18 protein-coding genes are annotated in these 17,464 nt (G+C 41.6%); 2 read left to right on the top strand and 16 right to left on the bottom strand.

The features are described 5' to 3' along the window. The first annotated feature begins 34 nt into the window (after nucleotides 1-34). Together K360_RS0101780 and K360_RS0101775 are read left to right on the top strand one after the other, a co-directional pair. Entirely contained in the window at nucleotides 35-1,441 is a 1,407-nt protein-coding gene (locus K360_RS0101780) for a D-glucuronyl C5-epimerase family protein (RefSeq protein WP_024821475.1), read from the top strand. A 438-nt stretch (nucleotides 1,442-1,879) separates the two neighbouring features. Further along, entirely contained in the window at nucleotides 1,880-3,187 is a 1,308-nt protein-coding gene (locus K360_RS0101775) for a hypothetical protein (protein ID WP_024821474.1), read from the top strand. On the opposite strand, the gene K360_RS0101770 is transcribed toward K360_RS0101775, so the two are convergent. The 16 genes from K360_RS0101770 to K360_RS0101695 all read right to left on the bottom strand — a co-directional run bounded on the left by K360_RS0101770 (nucleotide 3,188) and on the right by K360_RS0101695 (nucleotide 17,409). After that, nucleotides 3,188-4,642, bottom strand: a complete 1,455-nt coding sequence (locus tag K360_RS0101770) for an oligosaccharide flippase family protein (RefSeq protein WP_024821473.1) — start codon at nucleotides 4,640-4,642, stop codon at nucleotides 3,188-3,190. Nucleotides 4,643-4,744: 102 nt separating this feature from the next. Further along, the gene (locus K360_RS0101765; protein ID WP_024821472.1) at nucleotides 4,745-6,106 is read right to left on the bottom strand and encodes a hypothetical protein; all 1,362 of its coding nucleotides are present in this window, start codon (nucleotides 6,104-6,106) and stop codon (nucleotides 4,745-4,747) included. 1 nt (nucleotide 6,107) lies between these two features. Continuing rightward, nucleotides 6,108-6,635, bottom strand: coding sequence for a winged helix-turn-helix domain-containing protein (locus K360_RS0101760; protein ID WP_024821471.1), 528 nt, complete (start codon nucleotides 6,633-6,635; stop codon nucleotides 6,108-6,110). Between the two features lie 118 nt (nucleotides 6,636-6,753). Beyond that, nucleotides 6,754-7,686 carry a DMT family transporter gene (locus K360_RS0101755; protein WP_024821470.1) on the bottom strand — a complete coding sequence of 311 codons (933 nt, stop codon included), beginning with the start codon at nucleotides 7,684-7,686 and terminating at the stop codon, nucleotides 6,754-6,756. 101 nt (nucleotides 7,687-7,787) lie between these two features. Continuing rightward, nucleotides 7,788-8,288, bottom strand: a complete 501-nt coding sequence (locus K360_RS0101750) for a sigma-70 family RNA polymerase sigma factor (RefSeq protein ID WP_024821469.1) — start codon at nucleotides 8,286-8,288, stop codon at nucleotides 7,788-7,790. Then, nucleotides 8,285-8,659, bottom strand: a complete 375-nt coding sequence (locus K360_RS0101745) for a YcbK family protein (protein ID WP_024821468.1) — start codon at nucleotides 8,657-8,659, stop codon at nucleotides 8,285-8,287. Before K360_RS0101745 ends, K360_RS0101750 begins: the two co-directional genes overlap by 4 nt. Further along, nucleotides 8,643-8,813, bottom strand: coding sequence for a YvrJ family protein (locus K360_RS11165; protein ID WP_084043838.1), 171 nt, complete (start codon nucleotides 8,811-8,813; stop codon nucleotides 8,643-8,645). The genes K360_RS0101745 and K360_RS11165 overlap by 17 nt, the downstream gene beginning before the upstream one ends. A 66-nt stretch (nucleotides 8,814-8,879) precedes the next feature. Then, the gene (locus tag K360_RS0101735) at nucleotides 8,880-9,086 is read right to left on the bottom strand and encodes a DUF2922 domain-containing protein (protein WP_024821467.1); all 207 of its coding nucleotides are present in this window, start codon (nucleotides 9,084-9,086) and stop codon (nucleotides 8,880-8,882) included. Between the two features lie 42 nt (nucleotides 9,087-9,128). Continuing rightward, nucleotides 9,129-9,350, bottom strand: a complete 222-nt coding sequence (locus K360_RS11395; RefSeq protein WP_169728656.1) for a DUF1659 domain-containing protein — start codon at nucleotides 9,348-9,350, stop codon at nucleotides 9,129-9,131. Between the two features lie 401 nt (nucleotides 9,351-9,751). Next, nucleotides 9,752-10,633 (bottom strand): DMT family transporter, encoded by an 882-nt coding sequence (locus tag K360_RS0101725; RefSeq protein WP_024821465.1) that lies wholly within the window; start codon nucleotides 10,631-10,633, stop codon nucleotides 9,752-9,754. Between the two features lie 33 nt (nucleotides 10,634-10,666). Continuing rightward, nucleotides 10,667-11,488, bottom strand: a complete 822-nt coding sequence (locus K360_RS0101720) for a pyrroline-5-carboxylate reductase family protein (protein WP_024821464.1) — start codon at nucleotides 11,486-11,488, stop codon at nucleotides 10,667-10,669. Nucleotides 11,489-11,492: 4 nt separating this feature from the next. Next, nucleotides 11,493-12,680, bottom strand: a complete 1,188-nt coding sequence (locus K360_RS0101715; RefSeq protein ID WP_024821463.1) for an MFS transporter — start codon at nucleotides 12,678-12,680, stop codon at nucleotides 11,493-11,495. Nucleotides 12,681-12,682: 2 nt separating this feature from the next. Next, complete coding sequence (locus K360_RS0101710) at nucleotides 12,683-14,089, bottom strand: Sapep family Mn(2+)-dependent dipeptidase (protein ID WP_024821462.1); 1,407 nt, start codon at nucleotides 14,087-14,089, stop codon at nucleotides 12,683-12,685. A gap of 74 nt (nucleotides 14,090-14,163) precedes the next feature. After that, on the bottom strand, nucleotides 14,164-14,478 hold the full coding sequence (ppnP, locus tag K360_RS0101705; protein ID WP_024821461.1) for a pyrimidine/purine nucleoside phosphorylase: 315 nt from the start codon (nucleotides 14,476-14,478) through the stop codon (nucleotides 14,164-14,166). Between the two features lie 20 nt (nucleotides 14,479-14,498). Next, nucleotides 14,499-15,974, bottom strand: coding sequence for an alanine/glycine:cation symporter family protein (locus K360_RS0101700; RefSeq protein ID WP_024821460.1), 1,476 nt, complete (start codon nucleotides 15,972-15,974; stop codon nucleotides 14,499-14,501). A 256-nt stretch (nucleotides 15,975-16,230) separates the two neighbouring features. Beyond that, entirely contained in the window at nucleotides 16,231-17,409 is a 1,179-nt protein-coding gene (locus K360_RS0101695) for a saccharopine dehydrogenase family protein (RefSeq protein WP_024821459.1), read from the bottom strand. Between the last annotated feature and the right edge of the window lie 55 nt (nucleotides 17,410-17,464).

Genomic DNA, 17,464 nt, shown 5'->3' with positions numbered 1-17,464 from the left:
ACATAAAACATAATCACAGGGGTGACCTTTGAGCATGTTAAAAAAAACGATAAACAACATTAACTTTCCCACATTTACCTTTAAATTAATAAGTCTAATCATGATAACTATCATTTCTTTATTTTGTGCGGGGCGTTCTGAAAGTGCCAATTTAGCGCCATTTAAATACGGTATAACATCTTCAGCAACAGAATATGCAAACTCCGGAAGACGCTCTTTAGACAAAAACAGAATACTGGTATTTGATTATGGGAAAGCCTACAATTCGCTGGGAAAGTGGCACAACCCCTTTTTTATAGCTAGGTATGCGCATGCACTATATAACGACTGGTACAAGACTAATTGTACAGATGATAATCTAAAAAATGATTTTCTTCTGCAAGCAAAATTTCTGCTTTCTTCGTACAAAGAAGAGCGAAAAGGGATGGCCTATTGGATATATCCTTTTGAAAATACATATTTTGGAGCCAAACCTGGTTGGATTTCGGGGATTGGACAATCTCTGATTGCTGGCGTTCTTCTTAGAGCCTATGAAATCACTGGTAACCAGGATTTTGAAAATGTTGCTAAAAAGGCAATAGAAGTTTATTTTCATCCTATGTCCTCTGGTGGCGTGGTCACTAGCGGTGAAATGGGTTTATGGATACAAGAAGTAGCGAGTCCTGATTGCAAAGAATTTTGCATTTTAAATGGGCATATAACGGGTCTACTCGGCTTAATTGACATTGCGAATCTAACTTCTGATAAAAAAGTATACGATGTTGTAACTCGTGGAATAGCTACTGTTCGTAACCATCTACACGATTTCGATGCAGGGTTTTCTTCTTTTTACTCTCTCAAAGTTAAAGATGGGGATCAGCCAATCATTGCTCCCAGAAATGGCTATAATGCTCTACATGTTTGGCAGCTCGAAAAATTATTTGAGATTACAAAGAAGCCTGAATTTTTACATGCAGCAATTTTATTTAAAAAATACGAAGAGGTAAAGGATATAAGAAACGCTAAAGGTTCTACTAATCCCAATACACATGGACCGGATGAAGCAGCCGGGTGGTTTGGCAACCGTTATTGGTCTCATAATAAATTCCCCACATACTACGAGGTTCATATGGCATCCGAGGAAGCTCTTGAAGGGGTATTTATAGGTGCACATTTTCAAAAAGCTGCTCCCCTGTCTCTATCGGTTTCACTTTTTCAAAATGACAAATGGGTAAAAATATGGAGCACAGAAAAGAACATCCAAAAAGATATTTTTCTTTCTTTCAGCAATCCCATACTCGCATCTGCTATACGTATCGATATATATAGCGATAACGGAAATAAAAACGTTGCTCTCAATACGGTAATGCCTATACGAAGCTTAAAAAGCGTTTCTGCCAACTATGATCAACCCGTAGTAACTTTGAGTACATTAGTGCCTGGGTTTAGGAAAAACGACTAATTTTATTGCTTTTAATAAAATTTTTATGTGTACCTTATTTGAGATAGACATAAAGTGAAGTGAAATAGAGCTTTTGACGAGTCACTACATCGCTCGTAAAAAAATTTCTGTTGCTGGCAGATAAGATACATGCTCCGTTATGACTTATTCGATTATGTTTACTTAATCGTGATAATTTAGGCAAATGGTACAGAATATATAGTGTTTCCTGCATATATGATAAGGGCTCTTGCTATCGGTAATGGAATAACAAACGACACCACAGAAACACAGCAGGCTGGCAAATCATTTACATAATTAATTCCAATATTACTATCATTAATGTATTTGATGGCAAGGCAATCCCTATTAAAACAGTGGGAAATATAGCGGTGGCGTATGAGGAAAATAAAAAACAATAAAGAAAGAACTGGGAACGTTAAAGAGGGAAAGTATAAAATGAAATTTACTATAAAAAAAGATCGCCTCCTAATGATACTTCTATATTTTCTTATAAAAGTATCATTAGATTTTATGTACTGCTCATATATAGTTCCACTATGGGGATATATGGGATTTGTTTTATCCAAATCCTTTAGTGCTTACGTTATTTCATTTATTTATGTATTTTTACTTTCTATAAGTGTTCCCGTGAAAGTTAAAAAAACCTCTGATCTTTTTTTACACATATTAGCATTATGCCCTCTTATTCCTATGCTCACAATTTATGCTTTCTCGTTTGCCACCCACGAATATATGGCAGTATGTATCCTTTCTTTTTTCATCATTTTAATTTGTGTAAATTTTCTTTTTCCATCAGTTAGTCCTAAAACATTATACAAGGGCTATAAAATTGCGTTTGGTATCTCTATATTTTTTATCTTCCTCGTAACATTGCATATTATATCGCTAGGCGGTCTCCGTTTCTTCAATTTAAAATTATCAAAAGTATACGAATTTCGCAGGGCATCTGCTCATGTAGTCGCTCAAGGTTTGTACGCCTATCTCAATAATTGGGTTTTCAAAGTTTTCAATATGTTTATTTTTACATGGTCTTTGTATAAAAATAAAAAGTTACTAATAGCTATTTCTCTCATATTACAAGTTTTCTTCTTCGCTGTTTCTGCCCACAAGTCAGTATTATTTTTTCCTCTTGTGATCGTGTTGATAAAATATATCAGTCAAAAAAAACGACTATCCCTTCTTCTACCAACCCTTTACTTGTTAGGAAGTTGGTTTTCTCTTACTATATACTCTTTTTTTAACAATATTTGGCCTTTAAGCCTCTATGTAAGAAGGCTACTTTTCGTTCCTGCTTTCTTAAACTTCAAGTACTTTGCTTTTTTTCAAAACAATCCCATGGTATATTTTTCTAATAGTTTCTTAAAAAAATTTATAAACTATCCATACGATATAGCACCACCTCTACTCGTAAGTACATTTATAGGGCAAAATCCTCAAGCATGGGCAAATACTGGTTTTCTTGGTACAGGATATGCCCACATGGGCTATTGGGGGATAGTTTTTTATGCATTCTTACTTGGTCTTGTTTTGAAGTTCACAGATGACACGACGTACAATAAACTTCCCCTATGGGTAGGAAGTTCTCTCATTGCTGTTCCTATTATTACTGTTTTCATGAGCTCAGATCTAACAACGGGACTTCTTACTCACGGATTAGCCCTTGCAGTTTTCTTGCTTTGGTTAGCGAAAACTGCAAATCTGAATCGAGCCAAAGAAAAGATATTTGATAATCAAATTTTTTAATCACACCAAGAGCTTTCTTTTGAGAATCCAAAACACGTAAATTAAGCTAGAAAAAATCCATGCACCTATATTAAAAAACGCTGGTGCTCGATAAGATTGAGTAACTATTATTGGAATAATAAGTAACATAGCAATACAAAACTCCTTTATTATTCCTCCTAAATATTCGCTTATGCCTTTGCCCACCAATTTCATAATAATAACGAGGTACAAGAAGTAGACTATAAATTTCCCTATTCCATAAATAATAATAGGGGCATAAGTACCTTGGACTAAATAGCCTATATAGAGAGATGCCACACCCATAAGTAACATGAATCCTTGAAAAAGAGTTAAATACTTTTGTTTATTCACTATCAAAAAAGTAGCAGAGATAGGAGATGATAAAAACTGCATCCATAGGTAAGGAGCAAGGAAAAGAGTATAGTAACCAGCTATCTTCCAACTGTCCCCTAAGATTAAAGGAAAAAGATCCGGGGCTATAAAACCTAAAGATAAAATAGGGAATGTCCCTAAAGTAACCAAAGCCTTAAGAGTACGAACCGTTACATCTGATAACCGTTTTTCCCTTTGTGCAACGCTTGCTTTCTGAAAATAAACCTGTCCTATAGACTGACCTAAAAAACTGGCGGGCAGCTGAAGAACTCTCATGCTCATAGCAAACCATCCAGTTACATCTGAGGAGAAAAAAGAGGCGAGCAAAAGTGGCATTATTTGTATACTTAGCACGTTAAGGAGGGTTCCCCACGTTTGATAAAGAGGGAAATTGTAATATTTTTTAGCAACGATTGCTAACATTTTTTTATTGACTACGCTTAGGGAAAAGTTTTTTTTCGTTATACGAACAAGAGAAGTAATTCCGCCTGTCATACCTATAATCTGCCCCCATAACAAACCAGAGGGTGTAAAACCTGTTACCCCCATTAAAACACTTGTTCCCGCACCAAACAATTTTTGGGTTACCTTTGTTTGCGCAATGGTTTGATAGGCTTTAAATCGAAGTGCAAAGTAGGTTAATATCGTATATAGACCGGTAAAAAAAACCCCTAAAGGAAGGAGCCATTGGTACGGTTTTATTGCCTCCCAACCACATTTAGCTAAAAAAAAGTCCCCCTTAAAATAGATAACAAGAGATAGAAAGCAAACTACTCCTGCATGTGCCAAACAGCTTAAAACAAGTAGGTTTGTAGCTGAAGCATCTTCCTCAGGCAGAGGTATAGCTAAATGATATGATAAGCTTGTAAAAGCCCCCAAAATGCTTAGTAAGGCTGCATATATGGCTAAAACCCCAAAATCTGAAGGAGAATAGAGCCTAGATAAAATAGGGGTTACAAAAACATAAATAGCCTGACCAATAGCTGTACCTCCAGCTAAGAGGGAAACGCTTTTGACTGCTGATTCTGATTTAAATTTGTTTTTTAGATTTTCAATTAAGCGAGGCAAAAAATACTTCATTGAAATCAAACCTTCACCCTATTAATAAATTGAAATAACATGTAAAATGCAATTTCTTTTTAGATTTGTCCGCCTTTATATTCTAAGAGCACCTCTTCTCTTCTAGAACACAGGCATTTTACTAGCTAATCTAACTAACAACTCTGAATATCCATTCTTGAAAAAATCTGGAAATTTAACAAGGGAATGTCTTTCTCTAGTTGTGTTGGGTCCGGTATATACAGATATAATTCTTTCACTTAGAGGGAAAGCTTTTACCATCTCACCATAGGAATCATCTATTATTTTAGAACCACAAAAAGCCCACCAACCAAGCATGAATGTCCCTGATAATTCATATGGGCCATACCCATTATTTGGTCCTTGGGTTTTATAATTCCACCTATAAATACCATTTCTCCCGTCCATAAAATTAGTAGTTCTGTACGCCTGGAAAACATTGGAAGGGGGGATCAATACTTTCTCTGTAAATTGTTTTGCTAAGCCTTTTCTTACTTTTTCATAATATTGGTATTCCTCGTCTGAGCTTTCATATGCATCTCGTAAACTTAATATCCAAAGAGGAAACCTATGGCTATGAGATACATCAGAAGACACGTCTCGTAATGGTTTAGGTTCTAAATTAGTCCCTTTCTGTAAATGTCCAACATACGCATAATCCCCATGGTCTGCCCATACGCCTATTTGGAAAAGCCAACCATCATCACTTAAAAAACTGCTTTCTTTTTTAAAAACATCATATGCTGCATCTAAGATATCACTAATGAGAGGAGACCATGTTGCCCTTGTTTTAACAACACGCTCTATACTTCGTAAATCAGCTGCGATCGAAAAAACAAATAATTCCTCATCAATAACAGCCTTGCAATAACTATAAGGGAGTTTAGCACCAGAGAATTTCCATGCGAATCTCTCGCGCATCCCCCCAATAAAGGGCTTCTTCCCCCACATCCATGCGGGGTCTTTAGTCCATAAAATTTCTATCTCGTCATATAATATTTTTTGCAACTCTTTTTGTAAAATACCATAATTATTTGAATTTAAAGACAGCGCTAAAAAACGACTCATTAAATAAAAATAATGAAGCCTATTAAGTCTCCCTTCTACAATAGCATTACCATTTTGATAAGCTTCTAAAAACCGCAAAAAATGAGTATTAAATTGTTCTTCCCACTCATATTTCCTCAAAAGAAAAGCCGCATGCATAGGTACCATTAAATAATGACACGCATCATATGCATTTTGCTCTGTCCAAAGATCGTCTTTCAAGTATATTTCCACTGTTTTTTGCCAAAGTGCTTCATCAATATTATCAACAATGCAAGAATTCTCTCTGAAATTTTTTTTAGAGGATGCAAAAGATGCCCCACAAAAAAAATTCAAAATCATAACAATCATTATTAATATCATTAATATTTTTTTCATTATTCTTTCTCCACTAATAATCTTAACCATATTGTCCACATTACATCTCCCAAACCACAAGTACATTATCAGCAAAAGTATCACTCAACATCTGCAATTCGTCTTGCTTCAGTACCAAAACACGAATTTTCCGTTCAATCATCTTTTCAAGTTTGTCTATCAGGCTTTGCAGGTATGCCCTGTCAATGTCACCAACAAGCACTAGGTCGATAAGGCCAGAGTCAATACCTTTTGCATAGTCTCCAGTTATAAAGGCAAGTTCCACATTGCCAAGGCGTTTTATAACCTGATCCACAAGTTGGTCGATTCCAAGCGTTTTTGCCACAATGGCCCGTATTTCTGGAAAGAGCGGGTGTTTTATGTTGGCCCTATAGACTTTTGTTCGACCTTCGTCGTGGGTCTCTAAGAGGCCTGCTTCTGTAAGGCGATTCAGTTCTACCCGCACAGCGTTAGTCGACTCGCCAAATTCATCGGAGAGTTCCCGCAAATACCCTTTGTTTTCCGGGTTCAGAAAGAATTTTAAAAGCAGTTTTATTCGGGTTTTTGATGTGATAAGAGATTCAAGCATGTGTTATTGAATATTTCCTTTCCCTTTTTGAGTCATTTTATTACTCAAAATAGAGATTGTCAAAAAACAAGGGAAGCACCTTCTCTAAAAAAGTGCTTCCCTTAATCTACACCTCTTTTTACGCATTATCTCGCATGGAATGCCGCGGGCGCCGCTGGAAAAGGTCTGGCGGCAGAGCTGCAAGAAAGATGGCGAGAATAATAATGGCACTGCCCCATATTTCGTTGGTCGTTGGCATCTCTTTGCTCAAGAGAGCGGCAAGGCTAATGCCCGTTACTATTTCCACTGTACATACAAGACTGGCAGCTGTGGCTGAAATATATTTAAGGGCTGTGTAGTACGCTGCGTACGCCAACAAGCTTCCTATAGCGGTGAGAAGGAAGATAGATCCCCAATCGCTGCGGGAAAGGAGTGCAATATCGTGCCATCCAGCAGAGAGATGCTTTGCAAGAACCATGCAGAGTCCACCCCAGAGATGGGAATAAAAAATAAGGCTGCCTTGGGTAATGCGTCCTTCTTTCGCTATTTTTCGCCCCAAGAGAGATTGACCGGCTAGCCCCATAACGGCTACAAGCCCCCAAAGAATTCCTGGAAGGGCAATGTTTTGAGCTCCGCCTTTTCCGAAAAACATGCCCACCCATACACCGAGAAGAATAAGAAAAGCCGACACAATCTGGGCGAAGGTGGGGCGTTCCCGCGTAATAAAAATTCCACCTATGAGGGTGACGAGAGGGAAGGTGTAGTGAATAATAAGGGCGGCAGAAACTGTGAGATATTTTAAAGAGTAAAGAAATCCCGTATAGGTGCACACTACAGAGAGAATACCGTAGATAAAAAGAAGCCCCTGTTCCTGTACTGTCTTTTTCAGGGAGGCGCGGTCGCACCATGCCAGGTAGGTGCCACAGCAGATGGTAACGAGAAAGGCTCGCAGCACTATAACTGTTGCCATATCCACACCTCGAAGGGCAAGAGCACGCCCTAAAGGACTCACCACGCCCCAGGAAATTCCTGTGCAGAGTGCAAAAAGAATGCCAATAAAGTGTTTGTTCATGTTTTTTACTATCTCCATGGATATATTTTGCTTGAGAGGCAATATTTGAAATTATATCATGATAGCGGGGGAAGGGAGCCACATCTGGCTCCCTTAAAAGTTTATAGCGGCCAATAACGATGAAGAATATTCCTCGTTTTGCGCCGTATCTTCTTTATGCGAGCACTCACAGCCTGTTGGGTACGTTGTAACTTTTCAGCTATTTCTTTCTGCGTATACCCTAAGAAAAGTGCCTGGATAAGGAAGATCTCTTCCCGGGTAAAATAGCGCTCTAGCATATCGATATATTCAATAGGAAGGTTTTTCCTCGGGGCTGCCATTACCACTTCAAGTTGAGGGGTAAACTCGCAGGCGTAAGGAGTTCTGCGATATCGCCTGGCTGCGTCTCGAACTCGCCCCGGTAATCGTTTGGAAATATACTCTTTTTTAGACTTTTCCGGCGGGCATTTTTGTATAAGAAAGAGATAGGCTATAATGCCTTCTTGTTTCAAATCTTCAAACTCGGCACCTCTACCAACATATCGTCGTGCCGTTATTTCAATAAAGTGACGAACCCAACACTTAAATTTTTCTGTTTCTTCAATTCGTTTATTGGCACTCACTCCATTCTCACCCTCTTTTGGTTGATTTTTATGGCGAGATGAACGAAGTTACGACGACCGTAGGGCAAGATGGTGTGGAATCCGGTTTTTTCTGCTAATTTGCAGAAATGGGATTGATATTTATGCATAACTACCACGTCTGCAGCACAACCTTTCATATGAAGACTATGAGGGACACCGCCTACTTCTTTGTTATGGGTTGGGCAACGGTATCCACTCGTGAGAATAAGAGGTTTTCCCCAAAGGGTTCTCAGTTTTTCAAGGCATAGCGGCAATTGAGGCCATACTTTTGCCTGTTGACAACAACGACATTGAAATTCCCGCAAGTTAAAGTGGGGTGTAAGCTGGAAATCATTAAGAAGCTGTTTCACTGTTCATGCCTCCTCCAATATGTGTGATAGCGCTTTCGAGGCGCCGGATGGCTTCCGTGAGTTCGTCAAGCCTTTTCTCCATACGTACAAGCAGATAGGCTGCTACCGCCACAGAAAAGCCATTTTGAAGACACAAGGACCAAAAGTCCTCCATCTCTATCACCTCCTTTTAGAAGCATGAAAAGGCGACCGGGAAATTCCCGGCCGCCTTTATAGTCGTTTACCCTTCAATAAGAGGAGTCACAGTGGTCTCTACCATCTCTGCGCTTGCAATAGCAGTAAGGCCATTTACAAAAATGTTGTTATCGATAAGGGCCTGCATGGCACTGCGGACCTCAGGCTCTGTTATATCTGCCCGTGGATATCGCAGGGAGATGGTTCGTTTTTTTCCGTCGGACGTTCCAAACTTGAGTCGTACGCTCTTCATATGTATCCCCCCTTTTTATCTAAACTCTACGATACCTGATAACTACTGCTCTTCAACGGCGTTACTATCGATCTTCAGCGTTTCCTCGAGAGGATACTCAAGCAAGGAAGCAAGAGATTTCGCTACAAGATCTACTTTGCCAGCTTCGGCTTCAGGTAATACATCAGAGAAGTTCATGCTTTTAAGAACCATGTCGCCATTTTCATCGGGACCAAGATTAATGCGAAGCTGTAGCCGACTTTCAACAGGAATATACAGAGACACGAGCCACACCTCCTTTCTTTTACCAGCCTTCACCCTTATAAGTGGGGTCAAGGGGTAAAAGATACAAATACGTGGGGGGAGAAGTTCCCCAAGTAGGGCCTTTCGTCGAACAGCTGGCCTTGTAAAATACGTGGCATCAGGCTGTGCAACGTGCAGTAAAGCCAGGAGAGGTTCTTGGTACATGATGGCCCTTCCTGAGCGCGTAAATAACGTCGCTGGAAGGTTTTTGGAGGTAGGGTGGTGCTAGGTTTTGCTCTATGTACTACATGCCGGCCAATGGTTGCTTGTTGCATACTATTGATAGTGTGGGTAAGAGGACGGGAGAAAGCCCCTCCCGTAGTTGAAACGCTGCTTCGTTTTCACTACAAGAGGGGCTTTGTTACTGTTCTATGAATGCCTTATCAACCGAAGTTGATGGCCACTCCACCAGCAAGTATAAGGACAATGCCAATCCATTGGGGAATTAAAATAGGTTCCCTATAGAGTACTCTCCCCCAAAATGCCGCAAAGAGGGGGCTAGATGCAGTAATAGGAGTTACTACCGATGCAGGAGCATATCTCATCGCTTCTGACGTCAGGAAGCCTCCCAACCCCATTGATAGAACTCCCACTGTTATCATCATGAGCATGTTTTTAAGCGGCATTTTAAAAAAAGGCTCTTGTCGACCGTTTCTAAACCAAGAGATGCCCCAGCACAGCCATATAGATATGAAGAAAGAAATAGATTGCCAGAAAACAAGGGCCTTGGGCGAAATATTACCTGCAGTCATTCCCCATCTAGTTAAAACAAAGTTAACACTCCAAAAAAAAGCTGCGAAGAGTGCCAGAAGAACTCCCTTAAGAGATTTCTGCTTTGGTTCCTCTTTTTTCATGCGGAAGACCACTAATCCAACAAAAATACAGATTGTTCCCACAACCGTTGCCGTGGTAGCTTTTTCGCCAAGGAAAAGAATCGCCGCAACACTTGCAAAGAAGGGATAGGTACCTGTAATAGCGGTAGCGGTACCAGGCCCTATAAGTTTAATGCCGTGGAAAAAAAGCGAGTCGCCAACTAAAAGAGCCGATAGCCCACCAATGGAAACCAGGAAGGCCGAATGGAAAGCAACTCGCATTATGTCTGGAGAAAATGCCGCTATAACCAGACCACATCCTAAAAATCCAATGCTACGCACAGCCTGCATCTTCAATGCAGAACTGCTCGCAATGCAATAGCGATAGATAATAGGGGCACTTCCCCACACAAAAGCGACAAGAAGGCTATAAAAAACTCCAATAATATTCACAGACACTACCTTCGAGACTTTCTTTTAAAAAACTTACTTTTTTAACATTTCTCGAATAGAATCGCTGTAAGCCTTTGTGCGAGTCCAGCCTTCCTCATAGTTTTCTTTGACAATAGCCTTGAAAGCCCGTTTTTCAAGTGCATAAAGCTGACGGACAGAGATACCACCTGGAGTGCTCGTCTCTTTCAATAGGCCTGCTATATTATCAATTTGTCGTTCCCAAACTTTTAAACAACCTTCTACTGTCCCAAAGGCCATATGAGATGCCGTTTTATGGTCAATGCCAAGAAGTAGAGCAGATTCTACCATGGCTTCGAAGAAAGCATAGACAGGTGCAGGGCCTGTAGTAGCTGTAGCAACGTTGATTTTCTCTTCGTCGAGCATATAAGCTTTCCCCATGGAATCAAAAAGTTTCATGAGATTTTCTCTCTGAGTATCGTTAAATTTTTTGTTAAAGGCTACAGCAACTACTCCATGACCAATGCGGCTGGGAGGGTTGGGAAGAGCCCTGGCAATGGCAAGGTCTGGGAAGATATCCTCATAAAGTTTCATGGGTATGCCCGATGAGATGGAAACAAGGGCTTTGCCACTGAAATCAGGGTTCATTTTACGAAGTTCCTCTGCAAGATCTATTGCATTATCAGAGCGAACACAAATAAACACAAAATCTGCAGCCTTAATAACGTCAGCCTTATCAGAAGCAACTGTAAGGCCATAGCGATCGTGCATTTCTTTTTCACGAGCTTTAAAAACATCGGTAATGTGGATATCCTCCGCTTTAACAAGCCCGCTGCCCAAAATATTTTGAGTTAGAATTTCACAAATGAGACCCGCACCAATAAATCCAATTTTCATAATGTCATACCTCCGATATGGTTTCTATATTTTGTGAAGTCGCGGCTTGCTGTATACCATAACTCCAGCGAAAAGCAGCAACGTTCAGGCTTAAAAAGGCAATAGATACAAGACGATAGGCTATTGTATAGTTCAGATATGCTGCAATAGAGCTAATAATTGCAGGTACTATAAAGAAAGTACCTGAATAAAGCAGCCCATAGATTGCTGCAAGCTTTGTACGCGTTCGATCATCACCTAAATCCCCTACCAGGCACGTCATGGCAGGGAATCCGATTCCCATTCCAATGCCGAAAAAAATTCCTAAGAATACAAGTTGCCATGAGGATGAGGCGAAACTCGTACCTAAAATACCAATGGCTGTAACAAAGGTAGTAGCTCCTGCCAAAAGACGACGAGGGAAACGATTCAAAAGGGAGCCTCCTAAAGTACGGATTGCCAGAGACGTAACGGCAACAGGAAGGAAAAACGCCGTAGCCACAAGATGTCGTTCATAAGCAAGAGACACGAAGGTAATCTGCATGGCATCCACTAAGGAGAAAACGAACATGACAGCCATGAATGCAAGGATTGGGCGCATGGTGAATATTTCTTTGTAGCTAGCAGCCCCTTTCTCTTCTTTACAAAGGCTGGGGTGTTCTAGCTCTCCTCTGAAGCGAAGACTGAGCAATAATCCGCCTAACACAACTACTACAAGAGTTAAAGAGTAGACGTGCGGATAGCCTTTAAGGAGAATCCATTCAAGGCAAGGCGCAAGTATGAGAGATGGAAGAACGTACCCCAAAGAGATCAGGGCGATATCCCGTCCTCGCGTCTGTTTTGGAACGAGAACCATTTGATAAGCTATCATGGAAACTCCCTGAAGCGTAAAGCCGAAGCCAAGAAGTACTTTGTAGAAGATAGCAAGTCCCACTGTTAATGGACCAACAGCCAAAGCTACGGAAGCAACCAGTAGTAATAGAAATCCAACTTTCAGAGAGCGATCAAGACCAATTCGTTCTACTATCAAAGGAGCGAATGGTCGAGAAAGAGCTGATACTCCATACCCGGCCCCCATTATCCATCCCAGCCATGGGCCAGTATCGAAACCAACACTGGGAAAATAGGCCGGAAGGAAGTAGTAGCCGCTATCCATCGCCGCTGCTGAAAACGTCATAAATAGAAGTTGGAACACTACTGGGCTATATGTCATAGCTAATCGTTCGCCAGCTCTCTAAGAGCATGAGCCATGATGCACGTACTGCGGAGCAGGCGATCTATGAGAACTCTTTCATTCGCCCCGTGAGCGAAGTCCGGTTCATCATTGAAAGCCCCCCCAAATGGAACCATATTCGGCATTTTTTTCGAATATGTGCTGCCACACATAGATAGTAATCGAGGCTCCTCATTTGTCGCGCTCTTATAGCCCCTGGATAAGGCCTGAATGAGACGAGATTGAGGAGATACAAGCAGTGGTGCCATCTGAGTTTGTATATCAAGAACAATAGCTTCTTTGAGGCAAATAGATTTAATTTTAGAGCAAGCATCTTCGAAAGAAATTGTCTCAGCTGGTATATAGATCCCTACAAAGAAAGAAGCATTGTTGTTGTCTCCTTTAAGTTGAGCCAAATTACAGGTAATATCCCCCGTATGAGGATGAGAAGCCGCTAAACCTAGACCTGATAGATCAGGGGAAAGGGCAATGTTTTCTCCAATAAAGCGAAAGAAACGACGGTATGTTTCTGCCATATCCAATTTTGCCATTAGAGAACAGAGCCTTCCAATGGCATTCACACCCAATCCAGGCAAGGTTGCATGCGCAGCTTTACCCATAACGGAAATCTTCAGATGGGAGTCGTGCCAACTGGTAGAAATTGGCCAGTGAAGTTCTGCTGCCATCTTTGTCAGAATACCCTTCGCTTCTTCCAATTCCCTTTTTCCCCCTGAAAGGAGGGCTTCCGCTTTTGCTGGCACAGATCCCGTGCTTTCACCCCCGTTGTAAGAAAGAGGCGTGATTTTACCTGGGAGATTTCCAGTGAAATTGGTTTTGCCAATAAACTTGAGAGCCCCTTTCTCTGCATTGATTACCGGGTATTCTCCGTCGGGAGTGTACCCCATCAGCCAAGGGCCTTCAGATTCTAGATAGGCTGTTACATCTTTCATTTTGCCGGATTCTTCGTCTAGACCGAAAATAATCCGAATCTTATTTTTCAAAGGAACGCCAGAGTCTGCCAGCGCTTTTAATGCAAAGAGGGAGCTGAAAAGAGGTCCTTTATCATCTTGTGTTCCTCTGCCCCGTATGTGGTTATCAACTATATCTCCACAGAAAGGATCGAAATCCCAATTTTCTCCTGGAGGAACCACATCAAGGTGCCCCATGGCTCCAACAATTTCCTCGCCATCACCATATTCAGCCCATGCCACTTTGCCATCGAGATTAACAGTATGAAACCCTAAGGATTGGGCTACATGCAGAGCATGGTCCAGGGTACGCCCTATCTCCCTGCCATAGGGACAGTCGGGCTGAGGTGCGGAACAAATGCTGGGAATGCGGACACTCTCCTGAACAGTCTGTATCAGTTCTTGCGATCGAGAGAGTACTAATTCATCGAGATTCTTCATCCTCTAAACCTCCGCTTCCTTAAGGAAAAAGTATGATGTTCTGCCGCTTTGCAGCGGCAGAACATCGACATATATTAAAGAAAGTCGCAAATATACTCCGACAGTTCTGCACATCTGATCTTGAAGACAGTGTTTGCAGGGACCATATAGACCTCGCCTACGCCTACTTTTCGCCAGTCAGCGTCTCCAGGGAAAAAGACTTCCACAGAACCTGCAGTCATTAACACTTTCTCTGGCCCGTCAGAATGGAACTCATAATCGCCTGGGAGATACACTCCCAACGTTTTACGACTTCCGTTGGGGAAAATTAGAGTACGACTCTGAACTTTCCCTCCAAAGAAGCTATTGACTTGAATTTTAACCTTAACAGCGTCAAAGAAATCAGACATCTACACGTCCTCCTCATAGGCTACTCTGCAAGCTGAGCGTCTCTTTTGGCGGCTTTCCGAGCAGCTTTTTCAGGATCAAGATAATCGGTTTCAAACTCCTTCGTAAGACGGAATATGAGCGGAGACAACAAGACCAACGCCACAACGTTCACATATACGGGAACGGCAGATTGAATGTCTAAAACCATCCAGACCACTGAGGGAACCATGTTGTTATAGAAAGCATAGAGAGTAAAGAGCAGGGGAACACCAGGACCAGTGAAACGAACGAACTGAATATACTTCATGCGCTGTTCACGTGTCTTATTTCTAGTGCAATAGACGATCAGGGATTCCAAGTATGAGAACCAACCTGTTGTGGTGGTCAAAGCAAAAATAAGCATGAAAAATGACAGCGCATATGCACCGTATGACCCAAATACTGCTGTCAAAGCGTCGCCTACAGCGCCAGCCCCGCCATGACCACTCTTCCAGGCACCGGTAACTATCACCATCAGGCCTGAGATGGAACAGACTATAATGGTGTCTACAAAGACTTCAAAAGCTCCCCACATACCCTGACGAGCAGGGTGGTCCACTTCCACTGTAGCGTGGATAATGGCGGAACTTCCCCAACCGGCTTCATTGCTATAGACGCTACGGGCAACGCCAACCTGAACAGCTTTCATAACCCCTACACCAGCAAATCCGCCGACAGCGGCACAGGGCGTAAATGCATAATAAAAGATGCTGGCAAACGCATCTTTAAGAGCTCCAAAGTCTTGGAAAATAACAAAAAGCCCTGCCGTAACATAAAGGACAACCATAGCAGGAACGACGTTTTCTGCGAATTTAACCACGCGAGGGATACCGCCAAGAACAATGTAATAACAAAGGAGGGTATAAGCAATGCTCATCCCAATAGCGGTATATTTGCTTAGATTGAAAGAGCGTTGAAAAGATTCCATTATGGTGTATGGGCCAGGAGCAAAATAGAAAGCACCAATCATGAAAACGGTGAATACAATAGCTAGTACCTTACACCATTTCCAACCTCGTTCTTGAACAAGCCCTTTTTCAATGTAAAAGGCGGCACTTCCGTAGCATGTCCCATCTGGGAAACGCTGTTTATAATGTTGAGTCAAAATAATCTCGGCCATTTTAGTGACCATTCCCACCAAGGCCGCAATCCACATCCAGAATAACGCACCTGGGCCACCAATGGCTATGGCGCTGGAAACTCCAGCAATGTTACCTGTACCTACAGTCCCCCCCAGGGCTGTGGCAAAGGCTCCAAAAGCGCTAATAAATCCTTTCTCTTTCTCCTCTTTTTTCTTCTTTCTAAAAAGGGTTCCTATAGTGTTATATACGATATCTCCAGCCCGTCTAAATTGAAAGAAACGCATTCCTATTGTCAGGTACAAACCCATAACAATAAAAATAATAGGGAAAAAACGGTTCCAAAGAACTTTCCAAGCGAAGAACTCTAACCATTTCGTTACTAGTGCAACGTCCATGGGCTACAGGCACCTCCTTGTAATGTGACACCTTACAGTGCCGGAGTAAAAAAACTGCCAGCGCATAAAAGGGATATATAAAGGTGGTTTGACGCTGTTTAGACCCTAAGCTATCTAAAATACGAGATATGACTGTTACGAATCGTAACGATTCCTATCAAAGTTCTTTTCTTAAAACTGGAAACAATAGGTGCTAGAGAAAAGTTAGGAAAAACTCCTAACTTTTCTCTTATCTATAAATAACTCCTCTGTACACCTAGCCACGACTCCACTTTTTCTTGGCGTCCTTTTTAATGTCGATCTTGAGCTTGTAATGAACGCCACGTTTATCCTGCTCGGCCATAACCCAGTTGTAGAAATCGTCATCAGCTGCAAGTTTTTCAGCAGAGACCATTCCACATCCCTTAATTCTGCCTTCACACATAGCACGGGCAAAAATGCCGCAGGTACTGGCCGTACACCAAGCCATAGATGAATAGCCGCTGTCAGGATCCTCAACTTGTGCTATTTCCCACGTGTAATTTACGGCATCGCCATTTTTATATCCCTTGGTGATAATGCGCATAACAGACATATCAAGGTCACCAGGAAGTTTCTTATATTTATCAGCGAAGAGGCTGAAGAGAATTTCACGCGGTACAAGTTTATGTCCGGCAATCTCTCTAGGTTCCCAATCGAAGAGATCGAGATCTACCAGGAAACGCATCTGCTGAGTCAACCCAGGCCAACGAACAGTATAGGCGGCCATGTTGGGCACATTGTGGAAGCTGCGGAAAAGGCTTCCAAGGCCATTACTGGTAAAGGCTTCCATAACCGGATAATCTTCGATTTGAAATTCTTTAAGCTCACTCAATGCCTTAATTACAATTTCCTGTCCGTTACGGACGACAGTGGTAGGCTGTGCAAACTGATTGAGGTTATCTGTGAAAGACCAGGTGGTAGTGTAGTTAAAAGGAGGGCGCGGATTATAAGGAATGCCGCCAACGTAAACATACATCTCCTCACATTTGTCGAGAAGGTGGTAACCACGTCCAGCAAAAAAGTTGCTCATCCCAGGCTCAAAGCCAATCATTGAAATACCGAGCCCGCCTGTTTCTTTCCCGATCTTATCAAAAGGTTCGTCGGAACGACCATGCATGCTGGAGACACTGGCAAGCTTTTTCCCATATTTCATAGCGATCTCAGTCACCTTATACCCTACTGTTCCAGGCATAGCAGCGGTAACGATATCTACATCTTTGGTAATTTCCTGAAAAAGCTTCTCGTCTGTGGCAGACCCCTTGACGGTTTTTACATCAGGGAAGAGGCGCTTCGTTTCAGCCAAATTCTCTTCGCTCATATCAAGGACAGTAACATCAAAATCTTTTATCATATCGTTGACAATACAACGACCAACCATCCCTGCACCAATTTGTAATGATTTGCGTTTAGCCATATTGAAAACTCCCTTCTGAATATTTTTGCGTTAAACGCGCAGAAAAGAAGTTAAA

The sequence above is a fragment of the Aminobacterium mobile DSM 12262 genome (genome assembly GCF_000526395.1).
GTDB lineage: Bacteria > Synergistota > Synergistia > Synergistales > Aminobacteriaceae > Aminobacterium > Aminobacterium mobile.
The sequence above is the reverse complement of the archived record's forward strand: the minus strand, read 5'-3'. Positions and strand labels throughout refer to the sequence as shown.